The sequence below is a fragment of the Nocardia mikamii NBRC 108933 genome (assembly GCF_001613505.1).
Lineage (GTDB): Bacteria > Actinomycetota > Actinomycetes > Mycobacteriales > Mycobacteriaceae > Nocardia > Nocardia mikamii.
Genome location: NZ_BDCM01000006.1, coordinates 380563 through 402801, shown reverse-complemented (window position 1 = coordinate 402801; position 22239 = coordinate 380563). Strand labels below are relative to the sequence as shown.

Below are 22239 nucleotides of genomic sequence, written 5' to 3'. Positions count from 1 at the left end.
CTACCGTGACACTATGACTCGCTGCCTCTCCGATTGGGCCGAGCAGCTCGCGCGTACGCGATTGGCTGCGCTTGACCGCCGATGGAAACACGTTCGAGGTGTCGCCGAACAGGCGCGGCGAGCGGTCGGGATAGTCGACGATCCTGAGCTGTTGGTGTCGGCCGCTTGGCTGCATGACGTCGGATATGCGCCGGAACTCGTTCAGACCGGCTGTCATGCCGTTGATGGTGCTCGGTTTCTTGCCGCGAATGGCGCACCTGAGCGGTTGTGCGCGCTGGTAGCGCACCATTCCTGCGCGCGGATCGAAGCAGCGAATCGTGGGGTGGTGATCGACTGGGAGGACGAGTCGACGTCGCTGCGAGATGCACTGTGGTGGGCAGATATCACGACGACGCCGACGGGTGGTCATACGGATGCACGTGACCGGATTGCAGAAGTGCTGGAGCGCTACGGTGCCGAACATGTGGTCGCAAGATCGATCGCAGACGCGCAGCCGGACCTACTCGACGCCGTGGACCGGACAGAGCAACGCCTTCGTCAGATTTCCGGGCATGACGCCTAGGTGAAGTAGGGCTCTTCGCCCTCTGGATGTAGCCCTCGGGCGATCCGGAGACTGATCGAGGGGTGAACGTCGAATGATGAAAGTTCTTCGGGGGTAATCCATTTGACGTCCTTCGATTCCTCGCTCGTCCGCAATTCGCCTCCAACTGGGCGGGCGTGGAAGCAAATGGAGAACTCTTGTCTGACTTCCCCGTCGTCATATTCGATCACATGCTGCGGGTCTGAAAAGACTCCGATCATCCCCGTCACCTCGACATCGACGCCGGTTTCCTCCTTCACCTCGCGCACGACCGCTTTGGTTACAGTTTCGCCCGCTTCAAGTCCGCCGCCGGGAATCGAGTACTTGCCGTTGTCGGTGCGATGAATCATCAGTATCCGGCCCTGGTTGTCCCGGACCAGTGCACTCACCGCCACCTTCACGCTGTTGGGTGACGGAGCATTCGGGTCCTGCACAAGTTGTGCCAACTTTTTACCGAGGCACCTCACCCCCGCTTACCTCCCTGACCTGTCATAACGGCGCGTCGCGCCGTTGACTCTCTCCACCACCCCAGTCCCCCATCTCACCCCCACTACGTGAACGGGGGCGAGATGGGGGACTGGGGTGGTGGAGAGAGTCGTGATCAAGTCAAGTCAGGGAGGTAAGCGGGGGTGAGGTGAAAAGACAAAAGAACCTGGTTGCGTTGGGTAGGTATCGGAAAGCTTGCGAGGTGGTTGCGTAAGTGACGGTTCAGCACCTGGCGATGCTGCTTGCAGCTGGTCGGAGTCGTCTGCGTGCGTGGCGGTCTACTGATACGCGAGTGGCAATTCGGCGCAGAGTGTGCACGGCGTGACCGGTCATCTGGGTGGGTCCGCAAGCTGGCGCTTGCGCGATCTGGCGCGCGGTGTGCTGACTGTCCCTCCGCCATGGCCCTTTTCGGGGCTATCACGAACACGGCGAACATCAAGGGCGCTGACGCGTCGGCTGCGCCGATGGCCTGACGGCCACCCTTGACGCTCACCGCGCCCGTGATCGAGTCGCCCCGGGCCACACCGGAGGGACAGACAGCACGAACCACCCTCGCGCGCTCTAGATCGAAAAACTGCGCGGCCGAGGCCGCGAAAGAGCATCGCCTCCGGCGCGGGGGCCGCCCAGAGGGGCAGGGGGTGAACCTCCGAGGACATAGAGGTCCCGCCGATTCCGGCCGCTCTCGCGCGAAAAGCCCGTTGCACTGTCGTCGGCCTGTGTACGCAACTATGAGGCCGTCGAGCGCGATGGAATCACAAGTACGTAGTTTCGCGTGGGCATAGTCGCTAAGCTGTATTCGAGGGCTTCCCACCCGTGGATGCGACACAAGCTGTTGTGTCGCATTCGAATGTCTGCCCCTAGATATAGGATGTTCTGAGCGGGGCAGGCTCAGCCTCACGAACTGAATATCTGGAAAACGACGCTAAGGCCCTGGCCGGAAGCGGAACTCCCAGCAGGGCCTTGGGCGTGTCTTGGTAGGACAGTCCCGATGCTACGTCACCGGTGCCCGCGCCGTGCGCGGAACCCAGGGTGATTTCTGGCGGGGTTGCGCGTCTCGGTGACAGTTGTCTCTACGGCGTCCCGAACGATGCCCTTCATGGGCCGAATGGAGCCGACCGTGACCGCAGAAGAGTCGGGAGAGGGCAGCGGCTCGTCCGTGTCCAAATCTGTCGACATTCTCCCGCCTGCAACAGCTTCGCTCCAATACCGAGACATGCCTCGCTCGAAGCTAGCTCGGGTACTTGAATCGCTGTCCCCGCGTCTGCAAGAGCAACTCGGTATCGATCGATTTCTGATCGGACTGCTCGACATCGTACTTTGCTCGGCGCACTGCGTACTCAACCGCGAGGACGATCGGCCAGTCGCCGAGCGATTCGGGTGGTTTGAGCAAGCAATGGCCGAGATCGGGGTGCAGCCGGGCCCGCAGGGAGGTCATGCGATTGCCGAGTGGCTCACCGAATTTGCCACAGAGGAACGCGCGAAGCAGATCACCAGGGTCAAAAGCAGTACGTGGCGGGCATTCCTTCGCCGGCTTATCGGTGCGGCGGCCTTCGACAAACTGGCGGCCGCAGGCCGCGACGACGCGAAGGTCATCACTGAGGTAGTCGATTGGGCTGCGGTGCGCATGGAGCCCTTTGCCGTAGCTTTCGACGATTGCATGTCTGTGCTCGGGTCCGAGCGGGTGTGTGAACTGTTCGGAATCGAAGAGGCCGTGACCGCTTTTGACCTGATTCGGCGGATACACCTCGCATCTACGAAACTGCGAGCAGAAAGTCTCGGCGATGTCGATGTGGACCGCGCCGCCTTGGAGCCAATTACCGACGTGGCCGAATTCGTCGACGAACTTCGCGCTGTCACATCTGGCCCGACTCGCGTTGCACTCGGGCAGCTGAGTAGTCAGCTCAGTCGCAAGCTGGAAGGTGCCCGGTTCGCGCTAGACCAGTCGATCGACGGGGTTTCTCAGGCGGCGAACTCCCTAGTTGAACTGCTGGACCGCATGCTGCGGACAGCGTTTCCGCCGGCGGAAGTTCTGGCATGGTTGGCGGACTCCGGCCGAAGCGGGCCGGAGTATGTGCACTACCCGTCCGTCAACTCGCCACGGCCGACCAAGCGTGCCGAAGCGTTGTGCTTCATCTACGGCGGTGCTGTCTCCGAGAATGGTCCTATATCGATCCTCGATGCCTTCGCGGATGTTGTGGTGAAAATTCGAAACGATCTGCAAGACATCAAACACTCTGACAGCGCGAGTCGAACCGAGGCGGAGAAGGTGCGTGGGTTGATCCACAGCGTCGAGGGCTTCATGACTATCATCATCCGGCTGGGATGGGGTGCGATGAAAAACGATCGGATCGCCGCCATACGTAGCCGATTCGATGCGGCCTAGCCAAAGCTCGCCACGACCGCTGACCGGTCCGACGACTCGGTCAGTGGTCCACCTTCGCGCCGAGACATTCCGATATTCGTCTCCAGATGCGCCGAAGGCGTGGATATGTGTTAGGTGTCAGGCTTGTGATGTTGCTATTTCGGCGTGATCGTCACCGATTCGGGGTTGAACGCCTTGTGACCACGTGGTGATGGCAGGAGCCGAATCTCGCAAAGTAGGTCGATGATGGAGCGGCGGGACGCCAAATCTGCTCGGCGGAAGGCTTCTACCGGCGATGGAGCAAGCAGGATCGCGGAGGCTGCGGCGCCTGTCGTCAATGCCATGCGTTGTGCGTCGAGTTGCGCGATCTGCTCGCCAGCCTCCCGCCGGATCTCGAAATACAGGGCACCGTCGATCAGTTCACGTTTGTAGTCGGATTTAGCGCGTTCGATGCGGTCTCGTTGTGCCTGGAGCTGCTCGTTCAGCGTATTGATCTGCTCTTCGTCTTCCTTCACCAGAAGGTCGGCTAGATCGGGGCGCGCGAGCATGCCTTCGATGTATTCGAGCACCATCGCGTCGATCGGCGAGCGGACGCGCATGATGTGGCCGGCGCAGCGATACCGGGGGCCATGTGCGCGAACGCGGGCGTCGCAGATGCCGCAGATGAAGAGTCCGGATCCGAGGTGTCGGCGTTCGGTTCCCGATCGGTTCGTCTTTCGCGCTGGATCGTCCAGCCGACGTTGGACCTCGAGCCAGAGTGAGTCGGACACGATCGGTTCCCATTGGCCGCGAACGGGATTGCCGGTGCTGTCGCGAACGATTTCACCAGCTAGCATGCTCCAACCCGCGTAGCGCGGATTTCGCAGGATCGCGATCACAGATGTGGGGTTCCATGCGCGGCCACTGCGCGACGGTAGTGCCGGCACCGACTTAGGAAGATCCTGGACCCAGTTTCGATCGCCGACAGCGCGGATGGCTGGTTCAGCCCCAGACAGCGCCGCGGCGATTGCTTTGAGGGACGATCCGTTGGCGAAGGCTTTGTACACAGCCTGCACGGCCTCGGCCTCCTCGGAGATGAGTTCGCCATCTAGCGTGTAGCCGGTAGCTCGAATGCCACGGGGCGGCCGGCCTTTTGCGGCGCGCTGCTGCTGCGCACGGCTTTGCCGAGCGCCCTTACGTTCCATCTCGGCGCGAGCAACGGCGGCCTTGATCCGCGCATACATCCGGCCGCCGTCGGTTTGGAGGTCCGCTTCGCCATTCGCGGTCACCAGCCGAAGCCCTTGGCTCTCGGCAGCGTCAATCCAATCCTCGAGCTGGCGAGGCTGTCGCGTGAGCCGGTCGAGGTCCCACGTAATCAGGGCGTTGAATCGGCCGGCGCGGTAATCGTCCACCATCCGGTCGTACGCCGGTCGGTTCTTGACCTTATCGAACGCCGAAATACTGTTGTCCGTATAGGTTTCAACCACAGTCCAGCCGCGGCTTTGAGCGATCTGTTCGCAGTCCTCCCGCTGCCTCTCGACGGCGAGTCCTTCGCCGGTCTGATCGAGGCTGACTCGTAGGTAGATCGCGGCGCGCACCGGGACTATAGGCATAGGTTATTTTACTACGGAACTCGGTCAAGTTCCGCTTCAACGTGTAGCCGGCGTCTGCGAAGAAGTAGGGCAGCGCTGCTGGTAGAGACTTTGCGGAGCCTCCGTCCGGTGTCCGGGCGGGGGCTCTGTCGTTCCGCTGGGACCGTCCGCTGGCCGGGAAAGTCGGCCAGGACCTCGGCCCCGACACAGGAGGTTGACCATGCTCGCGGGTTCACTGCCAAAGTTGCTCCGACCAGTCACCTCGAGCACGATAGGCACGGCTGTCCCCGACTCGCTTCGTCCCGCCGGGGACGACGTCCCCGTGGTATGGGTGCTGCTCCGTCAGCGCCGCCGGCAAGAACTCCAGGAAGCCGCCGTCGAACAGCTGTTCGTCAGTCCGGCAGCCAGTGCAGTTCGTGTGCCAGGGTTTTGGCGACGGTGCGGAGGCGGCGGTGTAGTGGTGACTGCACGCGCGGGAGGACCAGGTGGATGGTCAAGGGGGGTGCGCCCCGCAGCGGTCGCCACGTGAGACCGGCCGGTTGTGTCGTGACCGCGACTTCACCGGCCGGGGCGAGGGTGAGCCCGTCGCGTAGGTCGCGCTGAGACATGTCGAAAGATATTGGGGGCGTGTGGAATCGGGGCTGGGTGTCGCGGAACAGCGCGGCCAGCTGATCGTGGATCACGGGGTTGGCCACACGGTCGGGGAGTCGCAGTGGATACGCGGCCGCGTCGGCGATCTCGATCTCCGAGTGTTCGGCCAGCGGATGATGCTGTGCCAGTTGGACCCCGACGCGCTCCCGCCGCAGCAGGAACCGGCGCACGCCACGACCCGGCTGTTCCCCGCGGGTGATCCCCGCGTCGATGCGGCCGTCGGCGACCGCGGGGGAGATCTCCGGTGTCGCCATCGGGACCGCGCCGACCTCGAGCCCCGGGCTGCTGCGAATGAGCTTGTCCACCAATGCCGGTGCCGTCTCGGCCCCCGTGCTGAGGCTGTATCCGATGCGCAGCGTGCCGAGTTCACCGGCCCCCGCCTTCCGGGCGGTGTCCCATGCCCGGTCCAGCGCCGCCAGCGCGGGCGGCGCGGACTCGGCCAAAGCCGCACCGGCCGTGGTCAATACGACGCTACGCGTGGTGCGGACCAGCAGGGTCGTGCCGAGTTCGGCCTCCAATCGGCGCATCCGGGCGCTGAGTGCGGGCTGCGCGATACCGATCCGTGCGGCCGCCCGGGTGAAGTTCAACTCCTGCGCCAGCACCAGAAAGTACCGCAGGCTCACCGTATCCGGGGCCACATACCCTCCCTGCCGATTGATAACGATAGGTTCTGAGTCTATCGCGTCCCGGTCTTTCCCTCGACCACACATCTAGCCCTAACCTGCGCATATGACGATTCCACCGACCTCGGTGAATGCAGGAGGCAGGCATGCATAAATTGGTGGTCCTCTATCCCCAGCCCGCCGACCCCGACCACTTTCGCGACTACTACGTGAACAACCACCTTCCGCTGGTCATGAAGATGCCCGGCCTGCGTGCGTGGCGCTACAGCTTCGACGTAGCGGCGACCAATGGAGAAGCGCCGTATTTCGCGGTCTTCGAAGGCGACTTCGCCGACGCCGACGCCCTGGCCGCGTCGCGGGCGTCGGAGTACGGCCGACGGGCGGCCGCCGATGTCGTCAACTACGCCACCGGCGGTGCGGTCGTCATCGACTATCCGGTGCAGGAGGGCGCCCGCTGAGGCAGGGCGGCACGCTCCGGACCGCGCGAGCACATCCTCGAGCGCGGCGGTAAAACTGCTCGGCGCTGTCCACACGAGCGGTCGCAACAGTGGCCGGAATTCAGACCCCTACGCTGTACCGGCGCAGGGGTTCCGAGCTCCGAGCCGGGGCCGTCCAGCGGTTCGAGCGATATCACCCGCGGCAGGTGAGTCGGGGGCGGGCGTGGATGTCTAGGGTCGCGGAAGTTGGCCTGTCGACGGTGTTCGAGGAGGGCGTGCTGATGTCCGGTCCGGTTTTCGACAACCCGAAGATGACCGCCGCCTACGCCGCCGCCCTGGGGCGGGTCGCGTATCTGTGGGGATGGCCGCTGGTGAACATGCACAACCGGCGCACCGTCATGGCCCAGCTCCCCGAGCCCGGGCTGCTGGCCGGAATCGTGCCCGCGGGCCCACCCGGAACGATCGGCATGCTTCGCGACTACATCCGCCCGGAGCAACGGATGGTGGCGTGCCCGAACCAGGACGTCGCCTACGGATTCGGTGTCCTCGATGCGACATCGGGCCCGTCGGTGGTGCAGGTCCCCGATTTCGGAGACCGGTTCTGGGTGTACCAGGTGGTCGACCAGCGCACCGATTCGTTCGTGCGTCTCGGCAAGATGTACGGCACCGCACCGGGTTTCTATCTGCTGGCGCCCGAATCGTGGGAAGGGGAGGTCCCCGCCGGCATCACCGACGTCTTCCGGTACGACACCCGGATCGCGGTGGTGATCCCTCGGGTGTTCCTCGACGACACCGCCGAGGACCGGGCCGCGATCGCGCCGCTGGTCGACCGGATCAGCGCGTACCCGCTGTCGGAGTTCGACGGCACCACCAAGGTGATCGACTGGTCGGCGGTGCCGTCGTTCGGGGGAGGGGACTCCACCAGCGGTGAGGGCGAAACGCAGTGGGTCGATCCGGGAACGTTCTTCGCCACCCTGGGCGAAGTGCTCGACGAGGTGCCGGCGCTGCCCGGCGAGGAAGCGCTGTACGCGTGGTTTCGCTCGATTCTGGCTGTGGCCGAACGCGATCCAGCGATCGCCGACGCCCTGCAGCGGACCGCGGTCGACACCGATCGGGTGGTGGGCGAGTTGTTCGAGTTCCGCAATATCGGGTTGCCGGTCGCGCACAACTGGACCACCCAGCGCAACGGCGCCGACTTCGGCACCGACTACCTGTCGCGGACCGCGATCGGGAAGTCGAACATCTTCGTCAACACTCCGAACGAGACCGTGTACTACTACCTCGATCTCGATGCCGACGGGAACCGGCTGCACGGATCGACCACCTACACAGTGCATTTCACCGCCGGCCAGGTCCCACCGGTGCGAGGTTTCTGGTCGCTGACCGTCTACAACACCCACCACTTCTTCCACCCCAACGACCTCGAGCGGTTCTCCCTCGGCACCAAGAACAAGACCCTCGCTTACGGCGACGACGGCTCACTGACCCTCACCGCCGGCGGCCCCCCGCCCACCGATCCCGAGCAGCTGAGCAACTGGCTCCCGGCGCCGGCCGAAGAGTTCACCCTGTACCTGCGCGCCTACTGGCCCGACCACACCATCCTCGATGGCACCTGGGAACCCCCGGCCGTCAAGCCGAGGGCCTGATTGCCCTGAACGCGGTGGCCGGGTTCGTGTCGCCACAGTCCGACCGGTTCGGGGGCGGCGGCAGTGGATGGCAACTGATTGCAAAACGAGAGCAGTATGGCTACTCTCCACTGGTTGCGCATTGCAATCGGAAAGGGTTTCGATGTCACAGTTGGTTCGTGTCCAGAACTTCAACCTCTCCAGCGACGGCTACGGGGCCGGGGAAGGGCAGAGTCCGGAACGGCCGTTCGGGCATGCCGATCCGAGCGCGCTGTTCGCGTGGTGCGGCCCCACGGCGCACTGGCCCACCCGCACCGAGCCGGGTGGAACCTATGGCCTCGACGACTACTTCACTCGTGACTATCGCAACAACATCGGCGCGGAGATCATGGGGCGCAACAAATTCGGTCCGCAGCGCGGGCCGTGGGAGAACTACGACTGGCAGGGGTGGTGGGGTGATGAACCGCCTTTTCGCACACCGGTCTTCGTTCTCACCCACTACCCCAGGCCGTCTATCGTACTGGGGGACACCACATTTCATTTCGTCGACGCCTCGCCGAAAGAGGCTCTGGAAAGAGCCTTCGAAGCTGCCGACGGCTCGGATGTGCGGATCGGCGGTGGCGTCGCCACGATCCGCGATTTCCTCGAAGCGGATCTCATCGACCAGATGCACATCGCCGTCGCGCCGGTCGAACTCGGCGGCGGCGAAAGATTGTGGACCAGCCCGGACGAGCTCACCGATCGCTTTCACTCGGAGCGGGTGCCGAGCTCGAGTGGCGTGACACACCATCTGTTCTGGCGTCGCTGACGGCAGCGGCACGCGGTGCACACGGTCGAACGCCACCGCCGGACAGAACCGCTAGAAGTCCATGCCACCTAGCCCGCGCGGCGAGGACTCGGGTTCGCCCTGTTGGCGGCCGCCGGTCGGGTCGCTGGTGGTCGAGTGGTGTTCGGCGGCGAGATCGGTGTGCGGTTCGCCGCGGGGATGGTGGACCATGGCCCAAGCCGAATGTGCCGCGGCCGATATTCGATGCCCCAGTCGGGTCGCAATTGCTGACATCGGACTACTCCTCATCGGACGACTGTTCTTGTCTCGCGCATACCCGGTGCCGGCCGGAGCATTCCCCACCCGTGTTTCCGGGAGGAGCCCGGCCGGGCGAAGTCCATCTCCAGCACGGGACATCAGAGGACGTTCTGCCCTTGGTCCGGCCGGGCGAAGCGGCAACGCTGGACAGCGACAACCGGGATCCTGCCGAGGATCGCACCGCTTCGAGAGGGCATGAATATGAAACCGTTGTCGGAATCACTGATGGATCTCGCGGTCCGGGTGAAGCAGTTCGAAGACTCCTCCGCCGGGGCGCGGGACAAGAGCCGGGCCGCATTGCAGGCTCGGCGGGAAAAGCTGACCGCGACTCTCGAACATGAGGGGCACGAGTTCGAGAAGACCGCGGCGGAACTTCGGGATGCTGCGCAGAGCTGGTGGTCGGACACCCAGGAAGCGATCGAGCGTCAGATATCCGTGATGCGCGCGGACTTCGAGAAGTGGCAGGCGAGCATCAAGGCGCAGCGTGCGGGAGGGCCGGCCGAGCTCACGGAACCGGCGAGCAAGGGCTGATCGCTCCTCGACGGTGACCCACATCACCTTCGTTCCTGTCAGGAATTCGCGCCCTGTCTCGTTCAGGAAGCACGCGAACCAGACAGGAGCGAACCATGAAGCACCGCATCGTCGTTCTCGGGGCCGGATATGCCGGAGCCTTCTCCGCCGGATACCTGGCCCGCCAACTGCACCCGGACGACTTCGAGATCACGGTCGTCAATGCCGAACCCGATTTCGTCGAGCGGTTGCGGCTGCATCAGCTCGCCGCCGGGCAGGAGCTGCGCTACCGGCCGCTGGCCGACGTGTTCGCCGGTACGGGCGTCCGGTTGCGAGTGGCACGAGTAACCGCGGTCGACGTCGAGGACCGGACGGTCACGGTGGCCGACGGCGACGGCATCGGCCGGCTCGGATACGACACCCTCGTCTACGCGCTCGGCAGCACGGCCGCCGAGCAGGGGGTTCCCGGTGTCCACGAGTATGCCTTCCACGTGGCCGCGCGGCCGTCCGCGCTGCGCCTGCGCACCCGCTTCGACGAATTGGGCGAAGAGGGGAAGGTGCTGGTCGTCGGCGGAAACTTGACCGCGATCGAGGCTGCCACCGAATTCGCCGAGTCCCGCCCTGGGCTTCGCGTCGCTCTGGTCACCAGCGGCGAGCTGGGCGGCTGGCTGGGCGCGAAGGCTCGCCGGCACCTGCTGCGCGCGTTCGAGCGTTTCGATATCTCGGTGCACGAGCACACCACGATCGGGGCGGTCCAGCAGGACGCCGCGGTCGCCACCGATGGCACCGTTTTCGCCTCCGACGCGACTGTGTGGGCCGCGGGTTTCGCCGTGCATCCGATCGCCGCCGCGAGCGGTCTCGAGGTAATCGCCAACGGTCAGATCACCGTCGACCGTCAGATGCGGTCGGTCTCGCATCCGGATGTCTACGTCGCGGGTGACAGTGTCTTCGTCCTCGGCGAGAACGGCCGGCCGTTGCCGATGTCCTGTGCGTCGGCCGGATTCACCGCCATGCAGGCGACCGCGGCGATCATCGGAGACCGGACGGGGCGCAAGATATCGACGACCTCGCTGTCGTATGTCGGCAACCACATCAGTCTCGGCCGCAGGGACGGGATCTTCCAGCTGGTCGACGGCGACGCGCACGCGAAGTCGTGGGCCCTGTGCGGACGGGCGGCCGCGCGCGTCAAGTCGACGATCCTCGACACCGCCGCCTGGGCCCTGAGCCATCCGACCTTCGGAAAGCCGAGTCACAGGTACCGCGCGGTCGCCGCCCTCGCGCCTTCACCGCACGTGGTCGCCGCATAGGGTCGTGCTCATGGATACCGCCACCGTGGCGCGTTTCGAGGCCAGCCGGAATCGGCTGGCCTCGCTCGCCTACCGTCTGCTCGGCTCGGCCGCCGACGCCGAGGACGCGGTGCAGGACGCGTTCCTGCGGTGGCAGGCCGCCGACCGGGAGTTCGTCGAGGTGCCCGAGGCATGGCTGACCAAGGTGGTCACCAATCTGGCGCTCGACCGCCTCCGGTCGGCGACGGCGCGGCGCGAACGCGCGGTCGGCGCGTGGATGCCCGAACCGCTGCTCGACGGCGACCCGATGCTGGGCCCGGCCGACACCGTCGAGCAGCGCGAATCGGTGACCTTGGCGGTACTCATGCTCATGGAGCGCCTGTCGCCGATCGAACGCGGCGTTTACGTACTGCGCGAGGCGTTTTCGTACAGCCACGCCGAGACGGCCGACATCCTCGGCATCACCGAATCGGCGAGTCAGCAATATCTGCACCGGGCGCGGCGCCGAATCGCCGCCACCGGCACGACTACCGAGACCGACCGGGCATCCGCGCGCCGGATCGTCGAGGCGTTCGTCGCCGCCGCCTCCTCGGGCCGGACCGAACGGCTGCTGGCGTTGCTGACCGCCGACGCGACCGGCGTCTCCGACGGTGCCGGCCTGGGATGGGCCGCGAAGCTCATCCGGTACGCGACGCCCGAGCGGATCGCCGGCGCGGTGCGGGCCGGCTTCAAACCCTCTCCGGCGAAGCGCAAACTCGCCGGTGGGTCGCCGGCCATCCACGCCGCCGTGGTCAACGGGTGTCCGGCCATGCTCGCCACGCTCGACGACCGCGTCGTGGGTGTGCTGATCCTGGAGGTCCGCGACGACAAGATCGCGGGCGTGCGCGGCATCGCCGCCCGGCACCGGCTCGGCCGCCTCACCGCGGAATGGCAGCGGCAGGACCACGATGTCCCGCTGATCGAATCGTGGTGACGGTGCCTACACCTGCTCGTCCAGGACGGCCAGGACGGCCGAGGTGTCGTGATAGTAGGGCCGGAGCTCGGTGATCAGTCCGTCTCGGAAGCTGATCCATTGCAGCAGTGAGGTTTTCAGTTCACGTCCGGTGCGGCGCGCCCGCAACCGGCCCCGGCTGTGGACGACCACCCGGTCGCCGTCGCTGAGGAACTGCTGATCGTCGAACCACAAACCGTCCCAGCTGTCGCCCATCGCGGCGATGAACGTCCGGAAGCCGTCGTGTCCGTGCCATTCACCGCCGTACGGCAGGCTCGCCGCTTGGTACATGACCACATCGGCGGCCAGGTGCCGAGCCATCTCGCCGAACTCGGCGCCCTCCGTGAGGTAGGCCGCTTCGGCCGCGTAGAACGCTCGCAAGGTGGTCATCACATCCGCCGTCATGCCACGATCCTGGTGGTCGATACGACGGTCTGCTGGCGAGAATTCGCCGTCGTGTTCGGGCCGTCGAATCGTCGTAATGCCCGCCCGCGCAGATGATGACGTCCGCCGACCGTCCGAGCGGATGCGACTCCGGGACGTTCACACGACGATGACTCGCCGCCCGCGGGTATGCCCGGCCTGGCTGTCGATGTGCGCCGCGGCGGCGTCGGCGAGGGTGTACGACTTCTCGACCGGAATACGCAGCTTTCCCCGCGCGATGAGGTCGGCGGCCGCACCGAGTGCGTCGGGCATGCTTCCCGCTACACCCGAGAATCGAACGCCGAGCTCCGGTGCGTCGAGGTCGGCGATGGTGATCACGCGCTGCGGATCTCCGGTCAGTTCGACGAGTTCACCGATGACTCCCGAGCCGGCCAGGTCGAGGGCCGCGTCGACACGCCCGAGTCGGCGCACTCGCTCGACCCAGCCCTCACCGTAGGTGGTGGCGATGGCGCCGAGGCTGCGCAGGTAGTCCTGGTTCGCCGCCCCGGCCGTGCCGATCACCGTGATGCCGCGCTCGCGGGCGATCTGGAGCACGGCCGATCCGACTCCGCCGGACGCGCCGCTGACCAGCAGCGTGTGCCCGGGCCGCGCGCCCACCTGGTCGATGATGCGCAGCGCGGTCTCCACCACGGACGGATAGCCCGCCGCCTCCTCGAACGCGAGGCTGTCGGGCATGTGGGTCCACACCGACAGCACCGCGAACTCGGCATAGGTACTCGAACCTTCGCCGAATACGGCGTCGCCGATCGCGAAACCTGTTACCCCCGCGCCGATTTCGTCCACCACGCCGGCCGCGTCCTGTCCGACTCCGGCGGGCAGTTCGAGCGGATGGGCCTGCTGGAACTGGCCTTCGCGAATCCGCCAGTCGACGGGGTTCACGCCTGCGGCGCGCACCGCGATGCGGATCTGGCCGGGGCCCGGGTGCGGCTCCTCGGCGTCTACGAGTCGCAGGACTTCCGGGCCGCCGAACTCGGCGAAACTCACCTTCTTCATGCGCTCGACGATAACACTAACCGTTAGTATTTTGTAGTTGTTAGTTTTTCATAGTTGATAGCATCCAGAGGTGACTGCGCCGACCGGACGTCGTGAGCGGAAGAAGGCCGCGACCCGCCAGAAGATCGCCGATACCGCGCTGCGGCTCTTCCTCGAGCGCGGGTACGACGCGGTCGGGATCCGCGATGTGGCCGCCGAAGCCGACGTGGCGGTGACCACGCTGTTCTCCCACTTCGCCTCGAAGGAGGCGCTGGTTTTCGAGCGGGACGACGACTTCGAACAGCGCCTCACGCGGGCGGTGACCGACCGGGCGGCGGGCGAGCCGCTCATGCCGGTGCTGCGGCGCGAGATTCTCGCGCTGGTCCGGCATTGCACGGCGGAAGGCGCCGATCCGATCTGGCGCATGATCGACGACTCGCCCGCTCTGCGGCAGTACGAGGAGTCGATGCGGCTGCGGCACGCCGAGTCGCTGGCGACGGCCATCGGGGCGGACCCCGAACTGTCTCGCACTCCGACGGCCTGCCGGACGATCGCGAGATTCGTGATCGACGCCTACTCGCTGGCCCGCGAGTCGGCAGATCCCGAAGCCGCGGTGGAGGAGATCTTCGCGATGATCGAGGGGGCGTGGGCGGTCGCGCCGTGCGCCGATTCCGTTGCGGGACAAGCGCTCTACCCACCGCAGCGGAATGGCTAGCCGGCGACCGATCGGAAGAATTCGCGAATATCGGCGACGAGTTCCGCGGGGGCCTGGAGGGAAGCGAAGTGGCCGCCCACGGGGTACTCGTTCCAGCGCACGATGGTGTTGGCCAACTCCGCCAAGCCGCGAACGGCCCGATCGCCCCGGAAGTTCGCGACCGCGGTGGGCACGCCCGACGGTGCCGGTTTGCTGCCCCACGACGCCCCGGACTCCCGATAGATCCGGGCCGCGGAGCCGGCGGTGCCGGTGAGCCAATAGGTCGTGACATCGGTCAGGATGATGTCGCGATCGACCGGGGCTTGGTCGGTGGCCGTCGGATCCCAATCGACGAACCATTCGAGATTCCAGGCGAGCTGGCCGACCGGTGAGTCGTTGAGGGCGTAGGCGATGGTCTGCGGCCGCAACGCCATCTGGGTCGCGTAACCGTTGTGGCCGTACCACCACATCTGGTTCGCGACGGCCTTCGCGCGGTCGGCTTCCGACAGTTCGTCGAGTTCCCGGCCGGACCCGGTCGCGGTCGCGGCGTCGGCCAGCGCGTTGACGTGCACGCCGATCACCTTGTCCGGTGCGACCCGGCCCAGGGCGGGGGAGATGAGACTGCCGTAGTCGCCCCCTTGGGCGCCGTAGCGTTCGTAGCCGAGCCGCTGCATCAGCGTTGCCCAGGCGCGCGCGATTCGCGGTACGTCCCAACCGGTGTCGCGGGTCGGGCCGGAGAATCCGAAGCCCGGCACCGACGGTGCCACCACATGGAACGCGTCGGCCGGATCCCCGCCGTACGCTCGCGGATCGGTCAGCGGTCCGAGGATATCGAGGAAGTCGGCGGGCGTGCTGGGCCAGCCGTGGGTGAGGATCAGCGGCGTCGCGTCGGGTTCGGGAGAGCGGGCATGCATGAAATGCACTGTCTGCCCGTCGATTTCGGTGCGGAACTGCGCGACCTTGTTCAATCTCGACTCGTGTTCGCGCCAGTCGTAGCCGGTGCGCCAGTATTCGGCCAGATCGATCAGGTAGTCGCGATCGACCCCGTACGACCAGCCGACACCCGGCAGGGCATCGGTCCATCGGGTACGCGCGAGCCGAAAGTTCAGTTCGTCCAGATCTTCCTGCGGGATGTCGATGCGGAACGGGGTGATCGTCGTATCGGTCATGAGGGGAGCATCCACCACGTATAGGACGGAAACGGTCCTACTCGTGCGGGATGATCGATCCATGCCCGATACCACGCCGGCGCGGCTGTTGCGATTGCTGTCACTGTTGCAGACACATCGCGACTGGACCGGAACGGAGCTGGCCGAACGACTCGAAGTCACCACTCGCACCGTCCGGCGCGACGTGGAACGCCTGCGCGCATTGGGATATCCCGTGCACGGTGCGATGGGACCGGAGGGCGGCTACCGTCTCGGCGCGGGTGCGTCACTGCCGCCGCTGCTGCTGGACGACGACGAAGCGGTGGCCGTCACGATCGGACTGCAAACCAATACCACCGGCGATGTCGCCGGCATCGAGGAAACTTCGCTGCGCGCGCTGACCAAGATGGAGCAGGTTCTTCCGGCCCGGCTGCGCCACCGCGTCGACGCGTTGCGTGGCGCCGTGGTCGCCATGCCGCCCCGCTACGATCCGGGCCCCGCTGTCGACGCCGATCAGCTCACCGCCATCTCCGCCGCCATTCGCGCCGCCGAAACGCTGCGCTTCGACTATCGCAGTCACGCGGGCGAGGACACCCGGCGCAGCGTGGAGCCGCATCGCATCGCGCATTGGAGTCATCGGTGGTATCTCGTCGGCTGGGACGGCGACCGCGCCGACTGGCGCACCTTCCGCGTCGACCGCATGTCGCTGCGGACCCCCAATGGCCCGCGCTTCACACACCGCCCGTCTCCCGACGGCGACGTCGTCGCCTACCTGCGTCGCACGATGGGTTTCGCGATGTGGCCGTACCGCTCGGTGATGCGCGTCCATGTTCCCGCGCAACAACTGGCCGGGCGTATCGAGGGTGTGGTCACCCCGATCGACGAGCACACCTGCCGCCTCGAAATGGGTTCGGACTCCTACGCTTCGGTGGCCCTGGTGGTCGGCATGCTCGATGTGGAATTCGAGGTCGAATCGCCGCCGGAACTGGTGGAACATCTCCGGGCCCTCGCGGGCCGATTCACCCGGGCGGCAGGTGGACAGAGGTCGCCGCATGTGACAACGCGTACCGTTCGGCCATGAGGACGAAGTCTTCGGGGGCCTGCGATCGGAGGAGAGACTGTGGGGATCAAGCGGATGGACAACGTGCTCATCGTGGTCGAGGACATCGACGCGATGATCGCGTTCTTCGTCGAACTCGGCATGGAACTGGAGAACAAGGGACCGGTCGAGGGGCGGTGGGTGGAACGCATCATCGGAGTCGACGACGTGCGGCAGGAGGTCGCGATGCTGCGAACTCCCGACGGCCACGGCCGGGTGGAGCTCGCGATGTTCCATGAGCCGCAACCGGTCCGGTCCGACCCGCAGCCTGCGCCCGCCAACACTCTCGGCATTCGCCGCATCATGTTCGCCGTCGACGATATCGACGACGTCATCTCCCGCCTGCGTCCGCACGGCGCAGAACTCGTCGGCACGGTGGAGCAGTACGAACAGATCTTCCGGCTCTGCTACGTCCGTGGTCCCGAGGGGATCATCGTCGGGTTGGCCGAGGAAATCGGCTAAACGGGACACCCGGTTCACCGGCGATCGAGCGTACGGCGAGCTGGAGCGGGGCCGCGCCCGCTACCGCATGGTCCGCACGATGTAACGGCGTGACCAGGGAAAACTCCGTATCAGTGGTCGTGTCAGGCCGGCGTCAGGGGCGTATCAGCCGTCCGCCGCAGAGTTGTCCCCATGAACAGCACAGCAATTGCCGCCTCCGGGTTGCGGAAGGCATACGGGGACAAGACGATCCTCGACGGGATCGATCTGACCATCGAGGCCGGGACCATCTTCTCGCTGCTCGGCCCCAACGGGGCCGGGAAGACGACGACCGTGAACGTGTTGACCACGTTGGCGAAGGCCGACGGCGGGACGGCCCGAATCGCGGGGCACGATCTGGCCACCGAGGGCAAGGCCGTGCGCGCGGCGATCGGGGTGACCGGGCAGTTCGCCGCGGTGGACGATCTGCTGACGGGGGAGGAGAACCTGCGCCTGATGGCGGGGCTGCATCGCCTGCGCGGGGATGCGGGCAAGCGGGTGGTGGCCGACCTGCTGGAGCGGTTCGATCTGGTGGAGTCCGCGGGTAAGCGGGCGGCGACCTACTCCGGCGGTATGCGCCGGAAGCTGGATCTGGCGATGACGCTGATCACCAAACCGCAGATCGTCTTCCTCGACGAGCCGACCACCGGACTGGACCCGCGCAGCCGGCGCACCATGTGGGACATCGTGCGGGAGTTGACATCCGAGGGGGTGACGATCTTCCTCACCACCCAGTACCTCGAGGAAGCAGACCAGCTGGCCGACCGGATCGCGGTACTCGACCAGGGGCGCATCGTCGCCGAAGGCACACCCGACGACCTCAAGCGCCTGGTGCCCGGCAGCCACATCCAGCTTCGTTTCACACAACCCGAGGAACTGGATGCCGCCGCGCGCAGCCTGCCCGGCGCCACCCGTGACGACAGCGCGCTGACCCTGCGCGTCCCCGGCAACGGCGGCACGAAATCTCTGCGCCACCTGCTGGATCGGCTCGCCGAGTCCTCGGTCGAGGCCGAGGAGGTCACCGTCCACACCCCCGATCTCGACGACGTTTTCCTTTCCCTGACCGGTCACGCGACCACGGAGGTTTCCCCCCGATGAGTACCATCACCATGCCCGCACCCCTGTCCGATGCGTCGATGATGTTGGGCCGCAACTTCACCCACATCGCCCGCACCCCCGTCACCATCTTCAACGCGGCACTGATGCCGGTCGTGATGATGCTGATCTTCGTCTACGTCTTCGGCAACGCCTTCGACGTCGGCGGCCACTACATCGATTACGCCACACCAGGTTTGATCCTGCTGGCCATCAGTTACGGCCTGTCCGGCACCGCGGTGTCGGTGAGCTCCGATATGGCCAAGGGCATCATCAACCGGTTCAAGGTCATGGACGTCTCCCGCAGCGCCATCCTGATCGGTCACGTGGCGGCGACCATGCTGACCAACCTGGTCGCCATCGCGGCCGTCATCGGTGTGGCCTTCGCGCTGGGGTTCCGACCGCCGGCGAGTGCGACGGACTGGCTCGCCGCCGTCGGCATCATGATCGCGACCTCGTTCGCGGCATCCTGGCTCACCGTCGCGCTCGGAATGGCCGCGAAGACACCGGAATCCGCCGGGATGAGCGTGGTGCCGCTGATCATGCTGCCCTTCGTGAGCAGTGCGATCGTGCCGGCCGACAAGATGGGCCAGGGTATCCGGCAGTTCGCGCAGTACCAGCCCTTCACGCCGATCATCGAATCGCTGCGCGGATTTCTCGAAGGCCACCCCTCCGGCGGCTATACGGCCGCCGCGCTGGCCTGGTGCGTCGGATTCGCCGTGGTCGGATTCCTCTGGTCGCGTGCCACGTTCAACAAGCGAGCGTAGTCGCCACCAAGTCCTCCCACTTCGCCTCTGTCCCTTCCTTCGTCGCCTCGGTGAACCGCTGGTCACCGAGGCGACGTCGTGCTGTCTGCTCGATCCGCGCCACATCCGGCTGGGACCGGTCGACCAGGCCACGAATCGCGGCACTGGCCGCCAGCAACCGGACCGCCTGTTCATCCTGTTCGGCCCGCGACGCCAGATCCGCGATCCCCACCAGTATCAGGGCGGTGAGGGGTGCGTAGCCGGCGCCGGACGCGGCGCGCAACGCCGCGGCGTGCAGTTGCCGAGCGACATCCAGATCCGTTGTGAGACAACCCATCTGATGGTTCCGCAAGGCGTCGACGTAGCTCTGGTCGGCGTCGCCGTCCTGCGCGGAAGTCGCGATCTCGATCTGCCGGCGGGCCTGTTCCGTATCGCCTTGCCACCGTGCCAGCTCCGCCTTCGTGAACGCGAACTCGGCCAGTGCGTTCGGCCAGGCGGACCGGTCCGCGTACCGCTGCGCCTCGGACATGGCGTCGGCGCTCGCCTCCGCATCGTCCTGCAGCCAATACAGCTGAGCCTGGCGCGCCCGGATCAGGAAAACGTCCTCGATGGCGCCGACCTCGGTGACCACCGCGATAGCCTCGTCCAGATAGGCGCAGGCCGTGGCGAATTCACCACGCATGGCGATTCTGTTGGCCAGCTCGGTCAGCGCGAACGACATGCCCCAGCGCTCGCCGATCGCCCGGAACTCCGCCAGTGCCGTCTCGAGATGGTCGTCGGCTTCCCGGCCCGGGAACCCGAGGGCGATGCGCGCCTTGCCCACCTGCAGCCGGGCCAGCGCCCGCACCCAGGGATCGTCGTGGGTGAGCAGTGGTTCGAATGCGGTCAGGAATTCGTCTCCGCCGCGCAACATGCGTTGCAGAGCGCCGATGAAAGCCAGGAGCGGATAGTCGGATTCGATGTTTCGGCCCAGCTGGTAAGCCTTGTGGACCCATTCCGCCACCTGGTGCTCGTCGTTCGGCCCGGAACTCATGAAATGCACGATCAGGCCGTAGACCCTGGCCCGGAATTCGTCGTCTGCGGCGCCCTCCGCCGGTGACGCTTCGCTGCCGCCTCCGTGCCCGCCGACTCGTGCTGGGTTTGCGGCGGCACTCGCGAGGGCACTGCGTGGTGACGCTTCGCTGCCGCCTCCGTGCCCGCCGACTCGTGCCGCGGCGGTGATCAGTTCCATGCCTTCGGCTTTGTGCCCGCCGAGCCACCAGTACCAGCCGGCGGCCGCCGCGAGCCGCAACGCTCCCGCCGCGTCGTCGTCGGCGAGCGCGCCGCGCAGGGCGACCGCGATGTTGTCGTGTTCGGCCTCTAGCCGCGCGAGCCACTCCAACTGCTCGGCGCGGCGCAGATGCGGCTCCGCGGTCTCGGCGAGGGTCGTGAAGTACGAAAGATGTTGCCGGCGTATGTGTTCCGATTCGCCCGCTTCGACCAGGCGATCGCAGGCGTACCGCCTGATCGTCTCGAGCATCCGGTAGCGCGGTTCGGTGTCCGGCGAGGTGAGCAGCAGCGACTTCTCGGTCAGCGCCGTCAGCAGTTCGAGCACCTCCCACTGCTCGACGTCTCCCGCCGCGTCGGACGCGCCCGCGCAGATCCGCTCGGCCGCCTCGAGGCTCGCTCCGCCGGCGAAGATCGCGAGCCTGCGCAGCACCGTCCGCTCCGCATCGGTGAGCAGTTCCCAGCTCCAATCGACCACCGCGCGCAGCGTCCGGTGCTGCGCGATGGCGGTGCGGCTGCCGCCGGTGAGCAGCCGGAACCGATCGTCGAGGCGGTCGGCGAGCTGGTCGAGGGACATGGTGCGCAATCGTGCCGCGGCCAGTTCGATGGCCAGCGGTATGCCGTCGAGCGCGCGGCAGACGCGCGCGATGGTCGACAGAGTGGCGGGATCGGTCGTCTCCAGATCGGCACGGACCGCGCCGCCCCGGTCGCGCAACAATTGCACGGCGGGGGAGGATTCGATCTCGGCCGGGCTCGCGTCGGCCGCGGGTAACGCCAGCGGCGCCACCTGCCACAGTGCCTCGCCCGTGATGCCGAGCGGTTCCCGGCTCGTGGCGAGGATTCGCAGGCCCCGGCATTCGCCGAGCACCCGGTGGGCGAAGGCCGCCGCCGAGTCGATCACGTGCTCGCAGTTGTCCAGGATCAGCAGCGTCTCGCGGTCGCGGATCGCCGCGACGAGCCGGTCCACCGGTTCCGCGTCCGGTGTGCCGCCGAGCAGCGCGTCCCGCAGCCCGAAGGCGGCGAGGGCCGATTGCGCGACGTCACCGTCGGCGCCGACGGCCGCCAGTTCCACCAGCCACGCCCCGTCCGGCAGATCGTCGAGCAGGGTGCGTGCGGTTTCCATCGCCAGCCTGGTCTTTCCCGAGCCACCCGGCCCGGTCAAGGTGGTGAGCCGATGGTTCGCGAGGAGTTCGCGCACGGCGGCGATATCGGTGTATTTGCCCACGTACCTGGTCAATTCGGCCCGCAGGTTGGTCTTGCGTTCGTTGTCCCGCGGTCCCGCCTCGCCGCGCAGCAGGGCCACGTGCAGGTCGGACAGTTCCGGCGAGGGATCCACGCCCAGGGTGTCGGCGAGGGCTTCGCGGGCGCGCTGGTAGACGAGCAGTGCCTCGGCGCCGCGGCCCGCCGCGGCCAGGGCCCGCATCAAGGCCGCGATCAGTCGTTCCCGGACCGGATGCCGGGCCACCAGCTCGGTGAGTTCGGCGACCAGCTCCGGTCCGCGTCCGAGGCGAATCTCGGCCTCGTACAGATCCTCCAGCGCGGCCAGATGCAACCCCTCGAAGCGGGTGACCACCGCCGCGACGGCCTCGCTGTCGCGCACATCGATGTCCTGCATCGGCGCCCCGCGCCACAGTCCCAGCGCCTCGCGCAGCAGGTGTGTCTGCCGGACGACGTCGCCGCCGCGAGCTTGATCGAGGAGCCGTTCGAACCGCAAGGCGTCGACCGCGGCCGGATCCACCGCCAGCCGGTAGCCGCCCGCCTGCCCGTCGAGCGAACCGTCCGGCAGCGCCCGCCGGAGCCGGGAAACCAACGCCTGCAACGCATTCGCCGCGTCCGCCGGCGGTTGCTCACCCCAGATCCAATCGACCAGGGTCGTTTTGGGGACCGCGCGTCCGGGTTCGAGCGCGAGGGCGATCAACAGCGCCCGCAACCGGGCGCCCGGTACCTCGATCACTTCACCGTCATCTGCTCGGATGTCGAGCGTTCCAAGCATCCCGATTCGCACCCGCAACATTCTGCCGTGGCGGACCGACTGGTGTGAGATCGCCCGTCCCACCAGCGGAAACATCATGTCAGGGGAGATGTCAGC

General features: G+C 66.5%; 21 protein-coding genes. 13 read left to right on the top strand and 8 right to left on the bottom strand.

Annotated features, from left to right (window positions below; genetic code table 11):
- Positions 1-13 precede the first annotated feature (13 nt).
- On the top strand, positions 14-562 hold the full coding sequence (locus NMI01S_RS08560) for an HD domain-containing protein (protein WP_062995672.1): 549 nt from the start codon (positions 14-16) through the stop codon (positions 560-562).
- Here the strand turns inward: NMI01S_RS08560 and NMI01S_RS08555 are convergent.
- Entirely contained in the window at positions 559-975 is a 417-nt protein-coding gene (locus tag NMI01S_RS08555) for an NUDIX hydrolase (protein ID WP_218020954.1), read from the bottom strand. The genes NMI01S_RS08560 and NMI01S_RS08555 overlap by 4 nt on opposite strands.
- A gap of 1208 nt (positions 976-2183) precedes the next feature.
- On the opposite strand from NMI01S_RS08555, the gene NMI01S_RS08545 reads away from it, so the two are divergent.
- Entirely contained in the window at positions 2184-3449 is a 1266-nt protein-coding gene (locus NMI01S_RS08545; protein ID WP_157126093.1) for a hypothetical protein, read from the top strand.
- 134 nt (positions 3450-3583) lie between these two features.
- On the opposite strand, the gene NMI01S_RS08540 is transcribed toward NMI01S_RS08545, so the two are convergent.
- Both NMI01S_RS08540 and NMI01S_RS08535 read right to left on the bottom strand, forming a co-directional pair.
- Entirely contained in the window at positions 3584-5005 is a 1422-nt protein-coding gene (locus NMI01S_RS08540; RefSeq protein WP_245716777.1) for a recombinase family protein, read from the bottom strand.
- A gap of 386 nt (positions 5006-5391) precedes the next feature.
- On the bottom strand, positions 5392-6288 hold the full coding sequence (locus NMI01S_RS08535; RefSeq protein ID WP_062995400.1) for a LysR family transcriptional regulator: 897 nt from the start codon (positions 6286-6288) through the stop codon (positions 5392-5394).
- Between the two features lie 131 nt (positions 6289-6419).
- Here NMI01S_RS08535 and NMI01S_RS08530 point away from each other — a divergent pair, with 131 nt between their 5' ends.
- From NMI01S_RS08530 to NMI01S_RS08520, 3 genes are all read left to right on the top strand, one after another.
- A complete protein-coding gene (locus NMI01S_RS08530; protein ID WP_062995399.1) occupies positions 6420-6731 on the top strand; it encodes an EthD family reductase in 312 nt (103 codons plus the stop codon).
- Positions 6732-6937: 206 nt separating this feature from the next.
- Positions 6938-8356, top strand: coding sequence for a DUF1254 domain-containing protein (locus NMI01S_RS08525; protein ID WP_245716776.1), 1419 nt, complete (start codon positions 6938-6940; stop codon positions 8354-8356).
- A 142-nt stretch (positions 8357-8498) separates the two neighbouring features.
- A complete protein-coding gene (locus tag NMI01S_RS08520; protein ID WP_062995398.1) occupies positions 8499-9143 on the top strand; it encodes a dihydrofolate reductase family protein in 645 nt (214 codons plus the stop codon).
- A gap of 51 nt (positions 9144-9194) precedes the next feature.
- On the opposite strand, the gene NMI01S_RS34745 is transcribed toward NMI01S_RS08520, so the two are convergent.
- The gene (locus NMI01S_RS34745) at positions 9195-9395 is read right to left on the bottom strand and encodes a hypothetical protein (RefSeq protein WP_157126092.1); all 201 of its coding nucleotides are present in this window, start codon (positions 9393-9395) and stop codon (positions 9195-9197) included.
- A gap of 225 nt (positions 9396-9620) precedes the next feature.
- Between NMI01S_RS34745 and NMI01S_RS08515 the strand changes: the two genes are divergently transcribed.
- From NMI01S_RS08515 to NMI01S_RS08505, 3 genes are all read left to right on the top strand, one after another.
- Positions 9621-9950: a hypothetical protein gene (locus NMI01S_RS08515; protein WP_157126091.1), complete on the top strand. Its 330-nt coding sequence runs from the start codon at positions 9621-9623 to the stop codon at positions 9948-9950.
- 95 nt (positions 9951-10045) lie between these two features.
- Entirely contained in the window at positions 10046-11236 is a 1191-nt protein-coding gene (locus NMI01S_RS08510) for an NAD(P)/FAD-dependent oxidoreductase (protein ID WP_062995396.1), read from the top strand.
- A 10-nt stretch (positions 11237-11246) separates the two neighbouring features.
- Entirely contained in the window at positions 11247-12188 is a 942-nt protein-coding gene (locus NMI01S_RS08505) for a sigma-70 family RNA polymerase sigma factor (RefSeq protein WP_062995395.1), read from the top strand.
- A gap of 6 nt (positions 12189-12194) precedes the next feature.
- On the opposite strand, the gene NMI01S_RS08500 is transcribed toward NMI01S_RS08505, so the two are convergent.
- Both NMI01S_RS08500 and NMI01S_RS08495 read right to left on the bottom strand, forming a co-directional pair.
- Positions 12195-12611 carry a nuclear transport factor 2 family protein gene (locus NMI01S_RS08500; protein WP_218020941.1) on the bottom strand — a complete coding sequence of 139 codons (417 nt, stop codon included), beginning with the start codon at positions 12609-12611 and terminating at the stop codon, positions 12195-12197.
- Between the two features lie 138 nt (positions 12612-12749).
- Complete coding sequence (locus NMI01S_RS08495) at positions 12750-13643, bottom strand: NADP-dependent oxidoreductase (protein ID WP_062995394.1); 894 nt, start codon at positions 13641-13643, stop codon at positions 12750-12752.
- A 70-nt stretch (positions 13644-13713) separates the two neighbouring features.
- On the opposite strand from NMI01S_RS08495, the gene NMI01S_RS08490 reads away from it, so the two are divergent.
- A complete protein-coding gene (locus NMI01S_RS08490; RefSeq protein ID WP_062995393.1) occupies positions 13714-14337 on the top strand; it encodes a TetR/AcrR family transcriptional regulator in 624 nt (207 codons plus the stop codon).
- Here NMI01S_RS08490 and NMI01S_RS08485 read toward each other — a convergent pair.
- Positions 14334-15485, bottom strand: coding sequence for an epoxide hydrolase family protein (locus tag NMI01S_RS08485; protein ID WP_157126090.1), 1152 nt, complete (start codon positions 15483-15485; stop codon positions 14334-14336). The two genes, NMI01S_RS08490 and NMI01S_RS08485, sit on opposite strands and share 4 nt — an antisense overlap.
- A gap of 61 nt (positions 15486-15546) precedes the next feature.
- Here NMI01S_RS08485 and NMI01S_RS08480 point away from each other — a divergent pair, with 61 nt between their 5' ends.
- From NMI01S_RS08480 to NMI01S_RS08465, 4 genes are all read left to right on the top strand, one after another.
- The gene (locus NMI01S_RS08480) at positions 15547-16545 is read left to right on the top strand and encodes a helix-turn-helix transcriptional regulator (RefSeq protein WP_062995392.1); all 999 of its coding nucleotides are present in this window, start codon (positions 15547-15549) and stop codon (positions 16543-16545) included.
- 39 nt (positions 16546-16584) lie between these two features.
- Positions 16585-17025 (top strand): VOC family protein, encoded by a 441-nt coding sequence (locus tag NMI01S_RS08475; RefSeq protein ID WP_174554459.1) that lies wholly within the window; start codon positions 16585-16587, stop codon positions 17023-17025.
- A gap of 171 nt (positions 17026-17196) precedes the next feature.
- Positions 17197-18141 carry an ATP-binding cassette domain-containing protein gene (locus NMI01S_RS08470; RefSeq protein ID WP_062995390.1) on the top strand — a complete coding sequence of 315 codons (945 nt, stop codon included), beginning with the start codon at positions 17197-17199 and terminating at the stop codon, positions 18139-18141.
- A complete protein-coding gene (locus NMI01S_RS08465) occupies positions 18138-18905 on the top strand; it encodes an ABC transporter permease (protein WP_062995389.1) in 768 nt (255 codons plus the stop codon). Before NMI01S_RS08470 ends, NMI01S_RS08465 begins: the two co-directional genes overlap by 4 nt.
- On the opposite strand, the gene NMI01S_RS08460 is transcribed toward NMI01S_RS08465, so the two are convergent.
- Positions 18889-22104, bottom strand: coding sequence for a BTAD domain-containing putative transcriptional regulator (locus NMI01S_RS08460; RefSeq protein WP_245716775.1), 3216 nt, complete (start codon positions 22102-22104; stop codon positions 18889-18891). The genes NMI01S_RS08465 and NMI01S_RS08460 overlap by 17 nt on opposite strands.
- Between the last annotated feature and the right edge of the window lie 135 nt (positions 22105-22239).